Origin of the sequence: Paenarthrobacter sp. FR1 (assembly GCF_051106045.1) — a bacterium.
Lineage (GTDB): Bacteria > Actinomycetota > Actinomycetes > Actinomycetales > Micrococcaceae > Arthrobacter > Arthrobacter nitroguajacolicus_A.
This window is the reverse complement of sequence record NZ_JBPFSF010000007.1, coordinates 26,301-41,297: the sequence shown is the minus strand read 5'-3', so window position 1 is coordinate 41,297 and position 14,997 is coordinate 26,301. Positions and strand designations below refer to the sequence as shown.

The following is a 14,997-nucleotide window of genomic DNA, read 5'->3' as shown; positions in this document are numbered from 1 at the left end:
CGTGATGGCTGTTTCCCTGCAGTGCCTGTTCACAGCAGAATGGGGCCATGCCCATTGAGCTTGAGGAACTTCTTATCCACGACGGGCCCGCGTGGCGCGCGTGGTTGGCCGAACACGCTGCCGACAGTCCTGGAGTGTGGCTGATCCTGCATAAAAAGGGCGGGAACGTCACGGAACTGGACTATGACGCCGCCTTGGACGAAGCCCTGTGTTTCGGCTGGATCGACGGCCAAGCGAGAAGCCGCGACGCCGAAAGCTACTTCCAGCGGATGACACCGCGGGGCCGCAAGAGCATCTGGTCCGTGCGGAACGTGGGGCATATCGCCCGGCTGGAATCCGAAGGCAAGATGACCGACGCCGGGCGTGCCGCCGTCGAGGCCGCCAAAGCCGATGGCCGCTGGGAGGCTGCTTACGCCGGCCCCGCCGACTCCGTCGTTCCGGACGACCTCGCCGCGGCCATAGCTGCCGTCCCCGAAGCCCAGGCCATGTTCGACGTCCTGACCTCCCAGAACCGCTTCGCACTTATCCACCGCACCAACGGGGTCAAGCGTGCCGAGACGCGGGCGCGCAAAATCGCCGGCTTCGTGGAGATGCTTGCCCGGCACGAAACGCCGTACCCGCAGCGCAAGAAACCCAACTGACTGGCATTAGTGGTTGTTTTGAAGCGTCATAACAACCACTACTGCGAGTTAGTTGGGGCAAGCGTCGCCGCAGCTTCCAGCGCCATCCACGCCTGAAGCTGCGTGGAAAGTTCGACGGCGGCACCCACCGGATACGTTTCCGTCGCCGGCCGCAGGGGATCGAAGGAGAACACCACGGCAGGGACTCCGCGACGGACCTTACTTCCAGCCTCTGCTTCGTGGCGTCCCGCCCAGAACGCTTCGGCTGTGCTGAGGACCAAGGACCTGGCTGTTTCCCTGGTGGTCGCGGAGAGCCGTTGGTCCCTTGCGGCCAACGCAAGATAGCGGAGCAGGATGCCGGTGAAGAGCCCGCCATCGCCGGTGCCATCGCCCCGGACGACACGCGTGCCTGGAAGCGTCAGCTCACGGGCCACGGCGTCCACCAGCTGGCCCGCCCGGCGCAGGTTGTCGTCGCCGCCGAGTTCCAGCAGCGCGCCCAGGACGGGGCCTTGGTTATAGGTGTAAACGGCGTCGTCAACCACCAACTGGCCGTTGCTGATCCGCAGGCCATCCAAATACACGCCGCGTTCGGGATGGAGGAGCTTGCTGTTGAGCCAGTTCACCAGCGATTGCGCCTGTTCACGGTGGTCAGTCCGCGCATAGTAGAGGGCTACGGGGGCAGTGGCGGGGGTGTTCTTGAAGTCCCGCTTGGTGCTCCAGAACGTTCCTCCGCCGAAGTCGTCAGTGGATGCCGAATCAAACTGCAGGGTCAGGCTCTTGCGCACATACGCATTACGACGACGGCCCGGTTTCTTGGTCTCCTCGGCCAGTTTCTCCAAGCGAAGCGTGGCGAGCGCGAGCCATGCCATGTCGTCGTAGTAATCGTTCACGAACCGGAACAGGTTGCGCAGGCGGATGGTGGTGACCAGCCTCGAAGCGAGTCGGCCCGCGCTGGGGCGGGAGCCGCCGTCGAACTTTGCTTTGCCCGCGAGTTCGCGGCGGCCGGCGTCCACCAGGCAATCGACGTAGTGCGCCTGCCACCAGTAGTGCCACGGGCCGGCGAGGCGCTGGGTGGCTTTGCCCGGCAGGCTCACCGCGCCGATGTGTGTGCCGGGCAGGAAGAACAGGCGCCGGCCGAAACTACGCGTCACGGAGCGGGCTGCTTGGTTGGCGCGCGCAGCCCATTCAGTCGCGTCAGCAGTGGAGGTCGGGCGGCCGGCAGGTTCGTGGACGGGCATGGGACCAGCCTATCGGGGCTGCCGGGGTGCACTGGCTCACAATTACAGTTAACATGCATTAACGGATTTGAGTCTGCATCAAGGAGGATGAATGGACATCAAGGGCACGGTCGCGCTGGTTACCGGCGGGGCGTCGGGGCTGGGGGCTGCCACCGCGAAGCGCTTGTTCGACGCAGGAGCATCGGTGGTACTGGTGGATCTGCCGCAGTCAGCGGGTGAAGACTATGCGGCGGAGCTCAACGACGGTTCGGGTTCGCGAGCGATCTTTGCACCCGCGGACGTGACCAACGAAGCGCAAGTCCAGGCCGCCGTCGATGCCGCAGTTTCGCTGGGGCCGCTCCGGATCGTGGTCAACTGCGCCGGGATCGCGACGCCGGGGAAGGTTCTTGGCCGCGACGGTGTGCTGCCCCTTGAGACCTTCAACAAGGTCATCCAGATCAACCTTGTAGGCACCTTCAACGTGGTCCGTCTTGCCGCCGCGGCCATGGTGGACAGCGAGCCAGTGTCCACGGAACTGGGTGGACCCGAGCGCGGGGTCATCATCAACACCGCGTCCGTTGCAGCCTTTGAGGGGCAGATCGGGCAGCCCGCCTACGCCGCCTCCAAGGGCGCCGTTGCGGCCATGACCCTTCCGTTGGCGCGCGAATTTGCCCGTTCGCTGATCAGGGTAGCAACCATCGCGCCGGGCATCTTTGAAACACCCATGATGGCCGGACTTCCCCAAGCAGCCCAGGATTCGCTGGGCCAGCAGGTCCCGCATCCTGCCCGACTGGGACGTGCAGCCGAGTACGCCAACCTGGCCGCCCACATCGTGGAGAACGCAATGCTCAACGGGGAAACCATCCGCTTGGACGGTGCCATCCGCATGGGGCTCAAATGATGGGCGACTATAGCGGCGGGCACCTCCCGGGCGGTTCCGCAGGGCCTATCCCGGCGTCGATAGCGGACCTGCCCACCGCAGACTTTTTCGACTTCGAGTCGCTGCTCAGCGTTCAGGAGCAGCGGAAACTCAACGAACTACGGGCATTCCTGGCCTCCGAAATCGCGCCGTACGCCGGGCAATGGTGGGAGAAAGCCGAGTTCCCTGAGCACATTCTCCCCAAGCTTGCGGCCCTTCGCCTCAGCGCGCCGGCGCAGCGTGGCTACACGCACCTCTTCGCTGGCCTGGTGATCGCCGAGATGACGCGCGTCGATACCTCCATCGCCACCTTCTTCATGGTTCACCACGATCTCTTCGTCGAGTCGCTCTACGACTTCGGCAGCGATGCGCAACAGGACCGCTATCTGGACGACGCCTCCAACCTCCGCACCACCGGTGCCTTCGCCCTTACCGAGCCAAACCACGGTTCCGATGTTGCGGGGGGAATGGAGACCACTGCGCGTCGGGTCGAGCGGGCAGAGTCCGACGGCGGTGACTACTGGGTGATCAACGGCGCCAAGCGCTGGATCGGCAACGGGACGTTCTGCGACTACATGCTCGTCTGGGCGAAGGAAGAAAGTGGCGGTGCCGTGCGTGCCTTCATCGTGGATGCTTCCCTGCCGGGCATCACGCGGACCCGGATTGAGAACAAGATTGCCCTGCGGACAGTGCAGAACGCCGACATCGTGTTCACCGACGTCCAGGTCTCGGAGGCGGATCGTTTCGCCGGCATCAGCAGCTTCGCCGACACCAACCACCTGCTGCGCGGCTCCAGGATCATGGTTGCCTGGCAGGCCGTGGGGCAGCAACTGGCAGCGTTCGATGTCGCCCGACAGTATGCCGTTGAGCGGATTCAATTCGGGAAGCCCTTGGCCAAGTTCCAGCTCATTCAGCAACACCTGGTGGATATGCTCGGCAATGCGGTAGCCAGCATGGGCATGATGGTCCGCATCGCGCAACTACAGGAAGACATCTTCTCGGACGCCCACGGCGTGCGTCATGGGGGCGCCGACATGGCGCAGGTGGCGCTCGCCAAGGCGTATTGCAGCGCCAGGATGCGGGAGACGGTGGCCCTGGGCCGTTCCATTCTTGGCGGGAACGGAATTGTCACCGACTACCGGATCGCCAAGATTTTCGCGGACGCCGAAGCCATCTTCACCTACGAAGGCTCCTACGAGATCAACTCGCTCATTGTTGGCCGTGCAGTGACTGGAGTTTCGGCCATCGCCTAGGCCTGACGTCCCAGTGTCCAAGCGCTAGTCCTGAGGGAGCTTCTCTCCGGCCTCAACCCGCACGTCGATGGAATTGCCTCGTACGGGCATAGGGCATGTCCCGTACGGCGTGAAAGCGCTGGGATAGTTGATGGTGCGGTTGAAGTCGATCACCACGGATCCATCCGGGCGGGGGCGGGGGATGAACACTTTTCGCCACTCGTCGGTAGTGTCGCCGTTGGTCTCGTCGTGGAAGGTCACGTTGAGCGCACCCAGTTTCTCCTCTTCGGCATGGAGGCGAATCTCATGCGGGACACCTGGCACGCGGAAAACCACCTCGCCCACGGAGCGGTGGACACCATCCACCAGGGGGTTGGCCGTGCCGATGGGTACGTCTTGGGGCTCGGCGTAGGCCTCGAACCGGCCCTCGATAACCCAGTCCGGGTTGTAGTCGTACGTGGGGACACTCCTGAACTCGGTCAGCACTGGAGATCCGTTGTCCCGTGTGCGGATGGCGTACTTATCCGCGCGCATAGCTAGCTCCACCACCACCTGTTTGCCATCGGCGCCACCGTATTGCACCCACATCAGGGACTCTTCGTCGTGCAGCACTGCGCTTATGGTGCCTTCCACCGTGTTGCCGGTCTCGACGAAAGTGAGTCCGTCCTCGGCGCTCGCCGAGAGAAAAGCCGTTGTGCCATCGGTAGACCAGAGACCCGGAACAAATTCGACATCCGAGGGTTTTTCTTCCAGCCATTGGAATGAAGTCAACGTCAACCAGCCATGGTCAGCGGCGAGCGCGGCATTTCGACCGGCACGAAACCGTTCCCATCGGGCGAGTTGGGCATCGGTGGCGATGGTGGGCGAGCTCATGGTTCTCCTCGGCTGGTGTTCGCGGTGTATGCACTGTTCTCATCTATGCACTGTGCTCAACTATCCGCTGGACCTCGGCATTCCCGGAATCCGTGGGCTGGGGACCGGGCCGTCAGCAGGCGTGGAACGACTCGCGCTGGCCCCCAACCCATGCCAGCGCGAGCCGTGGTTTTGCCCCTCTGTTACGACCCTCCTACTACGACCGTCGCCTCACCCAACGAGCACCAACGAACGCCAGCAAGGACCCGAGGGCCAGGAATGCGGCGGCCACGAAGATGAACGCCGATCCCTGGGCGCCGGTGTTGGCCAGCTGCTCAGAGGTATCCGCTTGGGTAGGTTTCGACGGTATTTCCGTGGGCACCACATTCACAGGGCTGGTGGGTGTGGGGGTGGGGGTTGCTGTGGTGGGGGTCGGTGTGGGTGTGGGGGTAGCTGTGCTGGGGGTCGGTGTGGGTGTGGGGGTTGCTGTGGGTGTGGGGGTTGCTGTGGTGGGGGTGGGTGTGGGCGCGGGCATGGTGGTGCCATCTCCGGTGCCGCCTGCGTCATTTCGACGAAGCTGTGCCACTACAGGGCTTTCTTTGCCTGCGATGGTCACTGTCCCACTGTTCTCGTAGACGTCCAAGGATGGGTCCGTCACCTTGGTTGCGACAAAGAGTTCCACATGCTCGCCTTCGGGGAGCCCGGTCCAGCTGACAGTGAGCTCCTGCGGGGTGCAGTCGATGGTCGCTGGGTACAGGTTGTTGTCATAGGGCTCAACAACGTTGCCGGTGCTGCTCACGTTCTTCCCAACGCGCGGCGTAACCCTGTTGCAGTCCATTTCCAGGCCGGGTGCGGGAGTATCGGTAACCACAACGTCGTTGGTTTCCGAGGCCATGGGGGGCATGGAGAATATCGATTCGAGCTCGGTCTGGGAGGAATCAATCCATCGCATTGACTTGCCGGCTGAGGTTGGTACGCCAGGGCCGCAGTCTCCGGTGCACGGCTCGATGACCACGGGGACCCGAACCACGCTGGATCCCACCGTGAAGGTCAGTTCCTTCGTTTCACCGGGTCCAGGCTCCAATGAGTACTGAGTACTGAATGAACATGTCCCACCAACGTTGAGCGGATGCGAGACCACGAAATCGGTCAAGGTGAACACCACCAGGCCTGCGTCGTTTGCCACCGCCGTGGCAACCGTCTCGCCGTCGGGGTTGTCCAGATTGAAAGAAGTAGCTCCGAACCAGCGCAGTTCGGACGGGAGCTGGATGCTGAAAGTGTCACCGGGTTGTGAATTGTCAGGGACGGACCATTCACAGGCCAGGTCCATTTGGTCCCATTGACTCGACACCACTGATTCCGTGCTGATGGTGATTTCCGCCTCCGTCAGGTTTGCGGCTTTGGCCGGCAACGCCCACATGCACACTCCCAGGAGGGTCAAGGCAGAGGCCAAGAGCGCGGCCACCCTCGACAAGGTTTTTAGATGGATCTGGTAGTTCATGAGATGGATGGTCCCTAACGTCCTCGGTGAAGTGTTCCGTCGGATGTTGAGTGTTCGTACCAACGGGTTCATGACGCCATCAGGTTGCCGTCCGGCCTATTTTGTTTCGCAGGAGGAGTCTTGGGCCGCTGCTGCAGGGGTGGCAGGCAATGACGCAGCCGCCGCGGAAAGCGGGTAAAACTTCATGTGCGCAGGACTCAGCGCACCGTCGCCCAGAGCTTCCATGGCGGCTTTGCACTTCACCAGTCGGGAAAGGTTGCTCTCGCTGAGGGGGAACAGAACATGGATGGCGGAGTTTTGGTACATGGCCGTTGCGCCGGTTCCACCTAGTTGCCCTTGGACCGTTTCCCCCATGCGGGCCAACAGTGTCCAGCAATGGCTGCGGCTGTCACGGGGTTGGGGTACGGAAATGACGGCCAGCGCGTGCCGCCCAAGGCACTCCGATCCAAACATTGACACTTCGTGGATCCGACGCTGGAAGTGGGCCTGGGTTGCAAGCCCGGTGTAGACATCCGTGCAAGAGATGGGAGGTGCCGTTTCCGCGACTTCTGCCCACCCTTCTGCCAACGACTGGAGGGCATCGACATCCGGGGTTTGCCCTGCGGCGGCGAACAGGGCTCGTAGGTCGGTCATCGTTTCACTGATGCTGACGCCATTCCTGGCGCGGGCGGCGCCCAGGGACTTCGCCGTCGCCCCCGGAATCATTGCGCGGGTTGCCAGTGACGTCACAACTGTCCGGACTTCGGGCAGGAACCAATCGGCGCGGAACCGCCAACCTGTCTCATAACTCGTGGTCTGCCATCTACGCAGCAGAAGGTGCCGCGAGAACGTGCATTCAGCGAATGAATTTGTCCGGAACGATGTCATATCCGAACAGTGCGCGGAGTGGCCATTTCGTGACGTGGTTGGTCCGGGGATTCGTTGCTAAAGACACTGTACAAAATCGCGTCACGACTGGCCGCCCCGAGTCACTTCATTAACATGGGCAGGTTTCTTTACGGTTTGGGGGTGCCATAGATGGCACAGCGGTCGCATGCGAGCAGCAGCAACGTGGACGTCGATAGCGACGGTCACCTTATAGATTTGGTCCGCGGCGGGGATATGTCCGCATTTGACGACCTCTATGAACGCCACCTCTCCATTGCCTCCACCGTCGCCCGGCGCAACGTGGACAACCCCAGTGATGCTGAGGACGTTGTGGCCGAGGCCTTCCAGTCCGTCCTGCAAAGCCTCGTCGCGGGCAAGGGGCCGGATACCTTCTTCCGCGCTTACCTGCTGTCCACTGTCACGAGGTTGTCCCACCAACGGAATCGCAAGGCTGGCAGGGTCCTCCCCAGCGGTGACGAATCTGTTCTTGACCAAACGTTGACCGATTCGGACGCCGCCGTCAGCGCTTTTGAGTCGCGGACGGTGGCCAAAGCTTTCCGCTCCCTGCCGGAACGTTGGCAGGCAGTGCTGTGGTATTTAGACGTTGAACGGATGAAGCCGGCTGTTGTGGCGCCAATCCTCGGGCTCTCTCCCAATGCGGTTTCGGCGCTCGCTCTCCGCGCACGTGAGGGCCTGAGGCGGCAATACCTGCAATGCCACATCGCTGATCAGCCTGATGCCAGATGTGCCGAGTGCGCCTCGAAGCTGGGCAACTTCATCCGAGGAGGCCTATCCAACGCCGCGGAGCGCAAGGTTCGTGAGCACCTGCAGGGCTGTTCCCAGTGCACGTCCGCGCTCGCTGAGCTAAAGGATGTTCAGGGAAGCATGAGGGCTGTACTCCTACCCCTGGTGACTGGCGTTCCCCTTGCACTGTGGGCGGGAAAAGGCGCGGGGCTGGGCGTTCTCGGAGGGATAGTCCCCGTCAAGGTGGCCATCGCTATTCCAACCCTTGCGCAACCGGTTGTTATGGCCGTCATCGCAGCAGCCGGGGTTGGGTTGGTGTTGGGGGCCGTGGGAATCGTGGACCACCTGACTCCGGATGCCTACATGGAGCAGCCGGCAGTCGCGACGGAGGCCACGCGGCTGGAAGGGGATCCCGGGTCGGCCGATCCAACCCCGACACCATCAGTCATTCCGGCTCCGGCGCCCCCCTTTCAGGCTCCACTGCCTGTCGCACCGGAGCCCCCAGCGCAGGAGGTTCCCCAGGAGCCGCTGGTCACTCCTTCTGCGGTTGCTCCTCCGGCTCGCACTCCAACGCCGGAGCCTTCCGCGGCATCACCCAGGACGAGTTCGGTGGAGATCACTGCATCGGCGGAGCGGAACCGCAACCCTGACTCCGGCGATACCACTGTGGAAGTGGACTTCACAGCTTCCGGCACCCAACCCCTAAGTGGCGGCAAGGCAGTTTTTTCAGTTGGGGAGGACTCTTGGATTGTGGAAGATTCCGTTAGCGCCCCGGATGGGTGGACATGCAGCGTGGAAAGCCACAAAGTTGTCATTTGCGCTACCAAATCGGTGCAGCGAGACGATCTTCACTTCCGCGTCACAACAGATTCCAAGCGGAAGCGGGACGTCCGTGTCCTGACGTATTCCCTGTACGGCGCCTATATAGCCCCGAACAAGTTTTCATATACCTATTGACCCGAACCAGCGAGTATCCACCTCGAATCAGTGAGCAGTATGGCGTCACGAAGCTCATCATCGGTGCACTCATCCATGGACGCTGCACGAACGGCAGATGTGCGCACGGACCTAGGGGGGAAATGAAAGCAACGTTGGGTAGGCCGGCGCAGACTCCTGTGGGGCGGTTCTGATGGCACGAATTTTGGTGACAGGAGTTGGCGGCGCCGCCGGTGCCTCATTGGCTCGCCAACTCATGGCCAAGGGCCACTGGGTCCTGGGAGTAGACAGGCAGCGCACCCGCCCCGGGGTTGCCGATATCGTGGCCGTCGTTTCTCCCTGTCGTGCCCCCGAATATCTCTGGGAGTTGCGTGGCCTCGTGGCCAAGTATGATATCCAATTCCTCATTCCGACTGTCAGCGAGGAACTGGTTTTAGCAGCCGAAGCCCGTGACGATTTCGCGCCGGGTGTGGATGTCGTGATCGCTCAACCGGCCCCTGTCCGGACGGCTAACGACAAATACCTGACCATGACCTGCCTTCAGAGCGCCGGGGTCAGTGTTCCGGCTTTCGGGCTGCCGAGTGTTCTTGGCTCTGTGCATGAAGCCATGGACACTCTGGGCGGGGCGCTGGTGGTCAAGCCCCGGATTTCACGAGACGGCCGTGGTATCCGGCTTCTGGAAAGAACGTCCGACGGCGGGGCCCGGGCCGCGCGCATCTGGGCCACCCTGGATGATTCATGGATTGTGCAGCGCTTTGCATCGGGGACCGAATATGCTTCCGCGATCCTTCGGGGCGGGTCCACCCCCGAGCCTGGGGATCTGGTTGTGGTCTTGGAAAAGACGTTGCCCCCAATGCCTCGAAGCGGTCGTTCCTACAGCATCCGAAAGCTGGACGGGATAGCAGAGCCGGATGTTGGCCGGTTGGCCACAGCCGCCGCATCCTCCTTGGGCCTGACAGGTCCTGTTGGCGTGGACATCCGGCGCATGCAGAACGGCATCCCGGTGGTGCTGGAGGTTGAGGCCCGGTTTGGGGCATACAGTGCCCATGCCCCACAGCTCGTGGACAACGTGCTGGGCCGTTACCTGCATGGCCAGCTGTTGGGGCGGTCTGCGTGACGCTGTCGGAACTCCCTGGAACTGGATGGCGCACCTGGTTTAACCGGGCTATGCCCGCGAAGGTTCGGTACTCGCTCATCGACGAGCGGCCTTTGGTATCCGTGATTGTGCCGGGCTGCAACCACGCCGAAGTCATCAATCAGTGCGTGGAGTCAGTCCTTGCAAGCCGCTACTTGCGCATGGAGATCGTTTTGGTGGACGGCGGTTCCACGGACTCTACTGCCCGTATTATGCAGGGTCTCGCCCAGCAGCACGATCGGGTGCGGTTCTTATCCGATGCTCCGGCCGGCGAGGGGGCGGCCTTGGCCCGTGGAATGGATGCTGCGCTCGGGGACATCTTGGTGGTGGTCGAAGCAGAGGCAGTCTGTGCCTCAGGAACTTTGCTTCACCTGCTTGAGGGATTCGACCATCCGAAAGTGGGTGCTGTGCGCCTGCTGGACGGCACTGCCGCCTTCAGGAACGAGGCGGTCAGGGAGGTCGGCGGGTTCCCGCCGGGAACCCCGGTGAGGGTTCTTGAATTGGCGCAGCGGGTCCACAAGGCTGGTTATCGTGTTCGGTCCCGGCCCGCTGGCCACAGCATCGGCGAAGTAGTCCATACGATCACCTGAACAGTTGGTACGGGGAAGGCTGTGGTGGCCCGCTCTTGCGGAGTACCCTGACCGCATGGGGATCGATGCTGTGGTTGCTCTGGTGGTCAGTGTTGCGCTGATCCTTGGTTCGATGTGGGCGGGTATGCGCCTGCTCCAGCGAGGGGTTCCGGCGAAAGGTGCCACGGGCACACTGGGCAGCGTCTTGTCCATGATTGAGCCAGCTACCGGCGCGCCCACCAGGTTGGAGGCCGCTGCAGCCCTTGAGGAGTTGCGGCAGCGGAGGCACGAAAGTCTTTCTGCAGGTCCGGGCCCTGCAGGCGACGAGCTGTTCGGCGGGAAGGTGATCCTTCCAGGTCCGTCCGAAAGTATCCCAAAAGGTGACGCCAGAATCTGAGACGTATTGCTTGCGTTTACTTCGGTACGGGTAAGATCCCGTAGGAAACATCAGTAATCCGGCTCACAGTATCCAGCGCAGTGTACGAGCCAAACCAGATCCCGAAGGTATGTATCCATGGTTCACACTGCCCATCAAGCCGCCGATCTTGCCGCCGAACTGCGAGCCGATGTTCGCCGCGTTTCCACTCTGCTGGGCGAGTCCCTGGTACGGCAGCACGGTCCGGAGCTGCTCCAACTCGTTGAGCAGGTCCGCCTGCTGACCAAGGAATCGAAGGAAGCCGCCCGCGGCGGCGCGGATGCCACCGGACCTTGGAGCGCGCACGACGTCGTTGCCCAGGTCCGCGAGTTGCTCGCCTCCTTGCCACTTGACCAGGCGACGGACCTGGTCCGGGCCTTCGCTTTTTATTTCCACCTCAGCAACGCGGCCGAGCAAGTGCACCGCGTCCGGGGACTCCGCACTCGCCAGGAGAAGGATGGCTGGCTGGCAAAGGCTGTTTCCGAGATCGCCGGCCAAGCAGGACCGCAGGTCCTGCAGGACGTCATCAACGAACTCGATGTACGCCCCATTTTTACGGCGCACCCCACTGAAGCGTCACGTCGTTCGGTGCTGGATAAGGTTCGGAAGCTGTCCGATGTCCTCGCCGAGCCCACTGCCGAGGGGACGTCCGCGAGGCGTCGCCAAGACCGCCAGCTTGCCGAGATCATCGACCAGATGTGGCAGACGGATGAGCTTCGCCAGGTCCGGCCCACTCCCGTGGATGAGGCGCGCAACGCCATCTACTACTTGAACAGCATCCTTACCGACGCCATGCCGGAAATGCTCACCGACCTCTCAGAACTCCTCGGCGAGCACGGCGTCGCCCTGCCGGCCAGTGCTGCGCCGATTCGCTTCGGCTCGTGGATTGGTGGCGACCGTGACGGCAACCCGAATGTCACTGCGGCCGTGACCCGTGAAATCCTGCAACTCCAGAACCAGAACGCTGTTCGCATCAGCATTGCGTTGATCGACGAACTCATTTCAGTTCTCTCCAATTCCACCGCGCTGTTTGGGGCCGATCAGGAGTTGCTGGATTCGATCACCGAAGACCTCAAGAACCTTCCGGGGCTGGACAAGCGCATCCTTGAACTGAACGCGCAGGAGCCCTACAGGCTTAAGCTCACGTGCATCAAGGCCAAGCTCATCAACACAGGGCGTCGCGTTTCCGGCTCGACGTACCACCAGCCCGGACGCGACTACGCCACCACGTCCGAGTTGCTGGCAGAGTTCGGCCTGCTCGAAGCGTCGCTGCGAAACCACTCGGCTGGACTGGTGGCGGATGGCGCCCTGGCGCGGGTGCGCCGGGCTATCGCTGCGTTCGGCCTGCACTTGGCCACGCTGGACATCCGTGAGCACGCTGACTACCACCATGATGCTGTTGGGCAGTTGGTGGACAGGCTCGGCACTGAAAAGCCGTACGGTGATCTGACCCGCGAGGAGCGCTTTGAGTTCCTCGGTGCGGAACTGGCTTCCCGCCGCCCTCTCTCAGGCCATCCGATCAAGCTCGAGGGCACTGCAGACGGGACCTACGACGTCTTCCGCAGCATTCGCCAGGCACTGCACACCTATGGGCCCGATGTCGTGGAGACCTACATCATCTCCATGACCCGAGGCGCCGACGACGTCTTGGCTGCAGCTGTCCTTGCCCGCGAGGCCGGGCTGATTGATCTCTTCGGCGCCAAGCCGCACGCCAAGATCGGCTTCGCTCCGCTGCTGGAGACTGTGGAAGAACTGCGCGCCTCGGCTGAAATCGTGGACCAATTGCTGTCCGATCCGTCGTACAGGGAACTCGTGCGTCTCCGTGGCGATGTCCAAGAGGTCATGCTCGGGTACTCCGATTCCAACAAGGAATCCGGAGTGATGACCAGTCAGTGGGAGATCCACAAGACCCAACGCAAGCTGCGTGATGTGGCCGCCAAACACGGCGTCCGGGTCCGTCTGTTCCATGGTCGCGGTGGTTCAGTGGGCCGCGGCGGTGGACCCACCTATGACGCCATCATGGCCCAGCCCAACGGCGTTCTCGAAGGTGAAATCAAGTTCACCGAACAGGGCGAAGTGATCTCGGACAAGTACTCGCTCCCTGAGCTTGCCCGCGAGAATCTCGAGCTGTCCTTGGCCGCAGTCATGCAGGGTTCCGCCCTGCACCGCACCCCGCGCACCTCGGAAGACGAACGCGAGCGGTTCGCCAACGTCATGGAGACCATCTCGGACGCCGCGTTCGCCCGCTACCGTAGGCTGATCGACGATCCCGAGCTGCCTGCCTACTTCCTTGCTTCCACGCCGGTGGAACAGTTGGGATCGTTGAACATCGGATCGCGTCCCTCCAAGCGCCCGGACTCCGGCGCGGGACTTGGCGGCCTCCGCGCCATCCCGTGGGTGTTCGGCTGGACCCAGTCCCGCCAGATCGTCCCCGGTTGGTTCGGCGTGGGGTCAGGTCTGAAGGCTGCCCGCGAGGCCGGCAGCACGGACCAGTTGGTCGAAATGATGGACCGCTGGCATTTCTTCCGCTCTGTGATCTCCAATGTGGAAATGACGCTGGCGAAGACAGACATGGAGATTGCGGGACATTACGTTTCTTCGCTCGTCCCGGAAGAACTGCACCGGCTGTTCCACATGATCCGTGACGAGTACGAACTCACTGTCGCCGAAATCGAAAGGCTCACCGGCGAGACCGAATTGCTGGATGCGCAGCCTACGCTGAAGCGTTCCCTGGAAATCCGTGACCAATACCTTGACCCCATCAGCTACCTGCAGGTGGAACTTCTTCGCCGCGTTCGCGAAGAGTCGGTGTCCGGCGCCGAGATTGACGAGAGGCTCCAGCGCGCCATGCTGATTACCGTCAACGGTGTAGCTGCCGGCCTGCGCAACACCGGCTAGCAGACGCTCTCTCACATCCAGCGGGCTTTTGGCGATCCCTCTCTCATTCGGTGAGAGAGGGATCCGCCCGGGGGTGTGGGATGTGAGAGAGGGATCCGCCCGGGGGTGTGGGATGTGAGAGAGCGTTAGGGTAGTGGGATGCCGTCGTTCCAGACCAAGTTGAAGATCACTGGCCTCAAACCGGGCAATGCACCTGAGTCAGTCATGACCGCAGCCGTAGAAGCCTTGGAAACCCGCCACCATGTGGAAGCCAACCAGCTGGATATCGTGGGTGGCGTCCCCCAGATCAGCCTGCGCTTCACGGTGAATGACCGCGACTACTCGGGTGAGAACGACGAAGCCCGGGCGTCGGCCGCCATGATGCGTGACGCCGTCGAGCGTGTTGCGGTGACCGGAAGCCTGTACGTGTTGCGCCGCAACCGCGGGCGCTGGGCCCCGGTCTAGAGGGTCGGCGCTACTCGGGTTGTGGCACGTCGCCGTCGTATGGTTCATCCACGGGTGACCGGGTTCCGCGTCGCCGGGTAACGATCAACCCGACCACTACGCCGATCACCAGTCCGACGCCCACGCCAATCAGGGAGCTGGCCCAGAAGGGGAGCTTGGTGGTGGAACCGGTGAAGTAGCCCAGGCCCACTTGCCATACCGCCCACAGCACCGCCCCCAATCCGGCGCAGAGGGAAAACCCGCGGACCGAAACGTTGGCAATGCCCGCAGCGGAGGATGTGGCGAGCCTGCCGCCGGGGATGAAACGAGCGCCGATGATGGCACCGTAGGTTGAGGATCGGCCGGCTTTGGCGATGGCCTCATGGATTCCGCGATGGATTCTGCGGCCCCACGACCAGCGGTCCAGGACGTGACTGATGCGCCGCTTGAAAAGCATGAACACGGCCATGTCGCCAAGCCAGGAAGCGAACGCGGCCAAGAACAGGATCAGCCAGAAGTTGGCGTGACCGTCGGCGGCCAGGGCTCCACCGGTGATGACCACCATCTCGGAAGGGATCGGCGGGAAAATGGCGTCGCCCAGCACAATGGGGACGATCCACAGGTAAATTGCGGATCCCCACGTCTCGGGGGCGGTGAAGTCCATGGGCA

General features: G+C 62.6%; 14 protein-coding genes. 9 read left to right on the top strand and 5 right to left on the bottom strand.

The features are described from left to right. The first annotated feature begins 47 nt into the window (after nucleotides 1–47). Complete coding sequence (locus ACR30Z_RS14580; protein ID WP_144650328.1) at nucleotides 48–641, top strand: YdeI/OmpD-associated family protein; 594 nt, start codon at nucleotides 48–50, stop codon at nucleotides 639–641. A 38-nt stretch (nucleotides 642–679) separates the two neighbouring features. On the opposite strand, the gene ACR30Z_RS14575 is transcribed toward ACR30Z_RS14580, so the two are convergent. Then, the gene (locus tag ACR30Z_RS14575; RefSeq protein WP_434373229.1) at nucleotides 680–1,858 is read right to left on the bottom strand and encodes a glycoside hydrolase family 76 protein; all 1,179 of its coding nucleotides are present in this window, start codon (nucleotides 1,856–1,858) and stop codon (nucleotides 680–682) included. A gap of 91 nt (nucleotides 1,859–1,949) precedes the next feature. On the opposite strand from ACR30Z_RS14575, the gene ACR30Z_RS14570 reads away from it, so the two are divergent. Together ACR30Z_RS14570 and ACR30Z_RS14565 are read left to right on the top strand one after the other, a co-directional pair. Then, nucleotides 1,950–2,738, top strand: a complete 789-nt coding sequence (locus ACR30Z_RS14570) for an SDR family NAD(P)-dependent oxidoreductase (RefSeq protein WP_434373228.1) — start codon at nucleotides 1,950–1,952, stop codon at nucleotides 2,736–2,738. Next, nucleotides 2,738–4,009, top strand: coding sequence for an acyl-CoA dehydrogenase family protein (locus ACR30Z_RS14565; protein WP_434373385.1), 1,272 nt, complete (start codon nucleotides 2,738–2,740; stop codon nucleotides 4,007–4,009). Before ACR30Z_RS14570 ends, ACR30Z_RS14565 begins: the two co-directional genes overlap by 1 nt. 24 nt (nucleotides 4,010–4,033) lie before the next feature. Here the strand turns inward: ACR30Z_RS14565 and ACR30Z_RS14560 are convergent, their stop codons facing one another. The 3 genes from ACR30Z_RS14560 to ACR30Z_RS14550 form a co-directional block, all read right to left on the bottom strand. Beyond that, nucleotides 4,034–4,861, bottom strand: coding sequence for a DUF1684 domain-containing protein (locus ACR30Z_RS14560; RefSeq protein ID WP_434373226.1), 828 nt, complete (start codon nucleotides 4,859–4,861; stop codon nucleotides 4,034–4,036). Nucleotides 4,862–5,057: 196 nt separating this feature from the next. Further along, nucleotides 5,058–6,341 carry an Ig-like domain-containing protein gene (locus tag ACR30Z_RS14555; RefSeq protein WP_434373225.1) on the bottom strand — a complete coding sequence of 428 codons (1,284 nt, stop codon included), beginning with the start codon at nucleotides 6,339–6,341 and terminating at the stop codon, nucleotides 5,058–5,060. Nucleotides 6,342–6,437: 96 nt separating this feature from the next. Then, complete coding sequence (locus tag ACR30Z_RS14550; RefSeq protein ID WP_144650338.1) at nucleotides 6,438–7,208, bottom strand: hypothetical protein; 771 nt, start codon at nucleotides 7,206–7,208, stop codon at nucleotides 6,438–6,440. Between the two features lie 150 nt (nucleotides 7,209–7,358). Here ACR30Z_RS14550 and ACR30Z_RS14545 point away from each other — a divergent pair, with 150 nt between their 5' ends. The 6 genes from ACR30Z_RS14545 to ACR30Z_RS14520 all read left to right on the top strand — a co-directional run bounded on the left by ACR30Z_RS14545 (nucleotide 7,359) and on the right by ACR30Z_RS14520 (nucleotide 14,349). Then, the gene (locus tag ACR30Z_RS14545; protein WP_434373224.1) at nucleotides 7,359–8,909 is read left to right on the top strand and encodes a sigma-70 family RNA polymerase sigma factor; all 1,551 of its coding nucleotides are present in this window, start codon (nucleotides 7,359–7,361) and stop codon (nucleotides 8,907–8,909) included. A 172-nt stretch (nucleotides 8,910–9,081) separates the two neighbouring features. Next, the gene (locus ACR30Z_RS14540) at nucleotides 9,082–10,005 is read left to right on the top strand and encodes an ATP-grasp domain-containing protein (RefSeq protein ID WP_434373222.1); all 924 of its coding nucleotides are present in this window, start codon (nucleotides 9,082–9,084) and stop codon (nucleotides 10,003–10,005) included. Nucleotides 10,006–10,055: 50 nt separating this feature from the next. Continuing rightward, entirely contained in the window at nucleotides 10,056–10,613 is a 558-nt protein-coding gene (locus tag ACR30Z_RS14535) for a glycosyltransferase (protein ID WP_434373220.1), read from the top strand. A gap of 55 nt (nucleotides 10,614–10,668) precedes the next feature. Continuing rightward, entirely contained in the window at nucleotides 10,669–10,989 is a 321-nt protein-coding gene (locus ACR30Z_RS14530; RefSeq protein WP_434373219.1) for a hypothetical protein, read from the top strand. A gap of 117 nt (nucleotides 10,990–11,106) precedes the next feature. Next, nucleotides 11,107–13,905 carry a phosphoenolpyruvate carboxylase gene (gene ppc, locus ACR30Z_RS14525; protein ID WP_144650344.1) on the top strand — a complete coding sequence of 933 codons (2,799 nt, stop codon included), beginning with the start codon at nucleotides 11,107–11,109 and terminating at the stop codon, nucleotides 13,903–13,905. Nucleotides 13,906–14,043: 138 nt separating this feature from the next. Continuing rightward, on the top strand, nucleotides 14,044–14,349 hold the full coding sequence (locus ACR30Z_RS14520; protein ID WP_434373217.1) for a hypothetical protein: 306 nt from the start codon (nucleotides 14,044–14,046) through the stop codon (nucleotides 14,347–14,349). Nucleotides 14,350–14,359: 10 nt separating this feature from the next. Here the strand turns inward: ACR30Z_RS14520 and ACR30Z_RS14515 are convergent, their stop codons facing one another. Then, nucleotides 14,360–14,992, bottom strand: coding sequence for a DedA family protein (locus ACR30Z_RS14515; RefSeq protein ID WP_144650348.1), 633 nt, complete (start codon nucleotides 14,990–14,992; stop codon nucleotides 14,360–14,362). Between the last annotated feature and the right edge of the window lie 5 nt (nucleotides 14,993–14,997).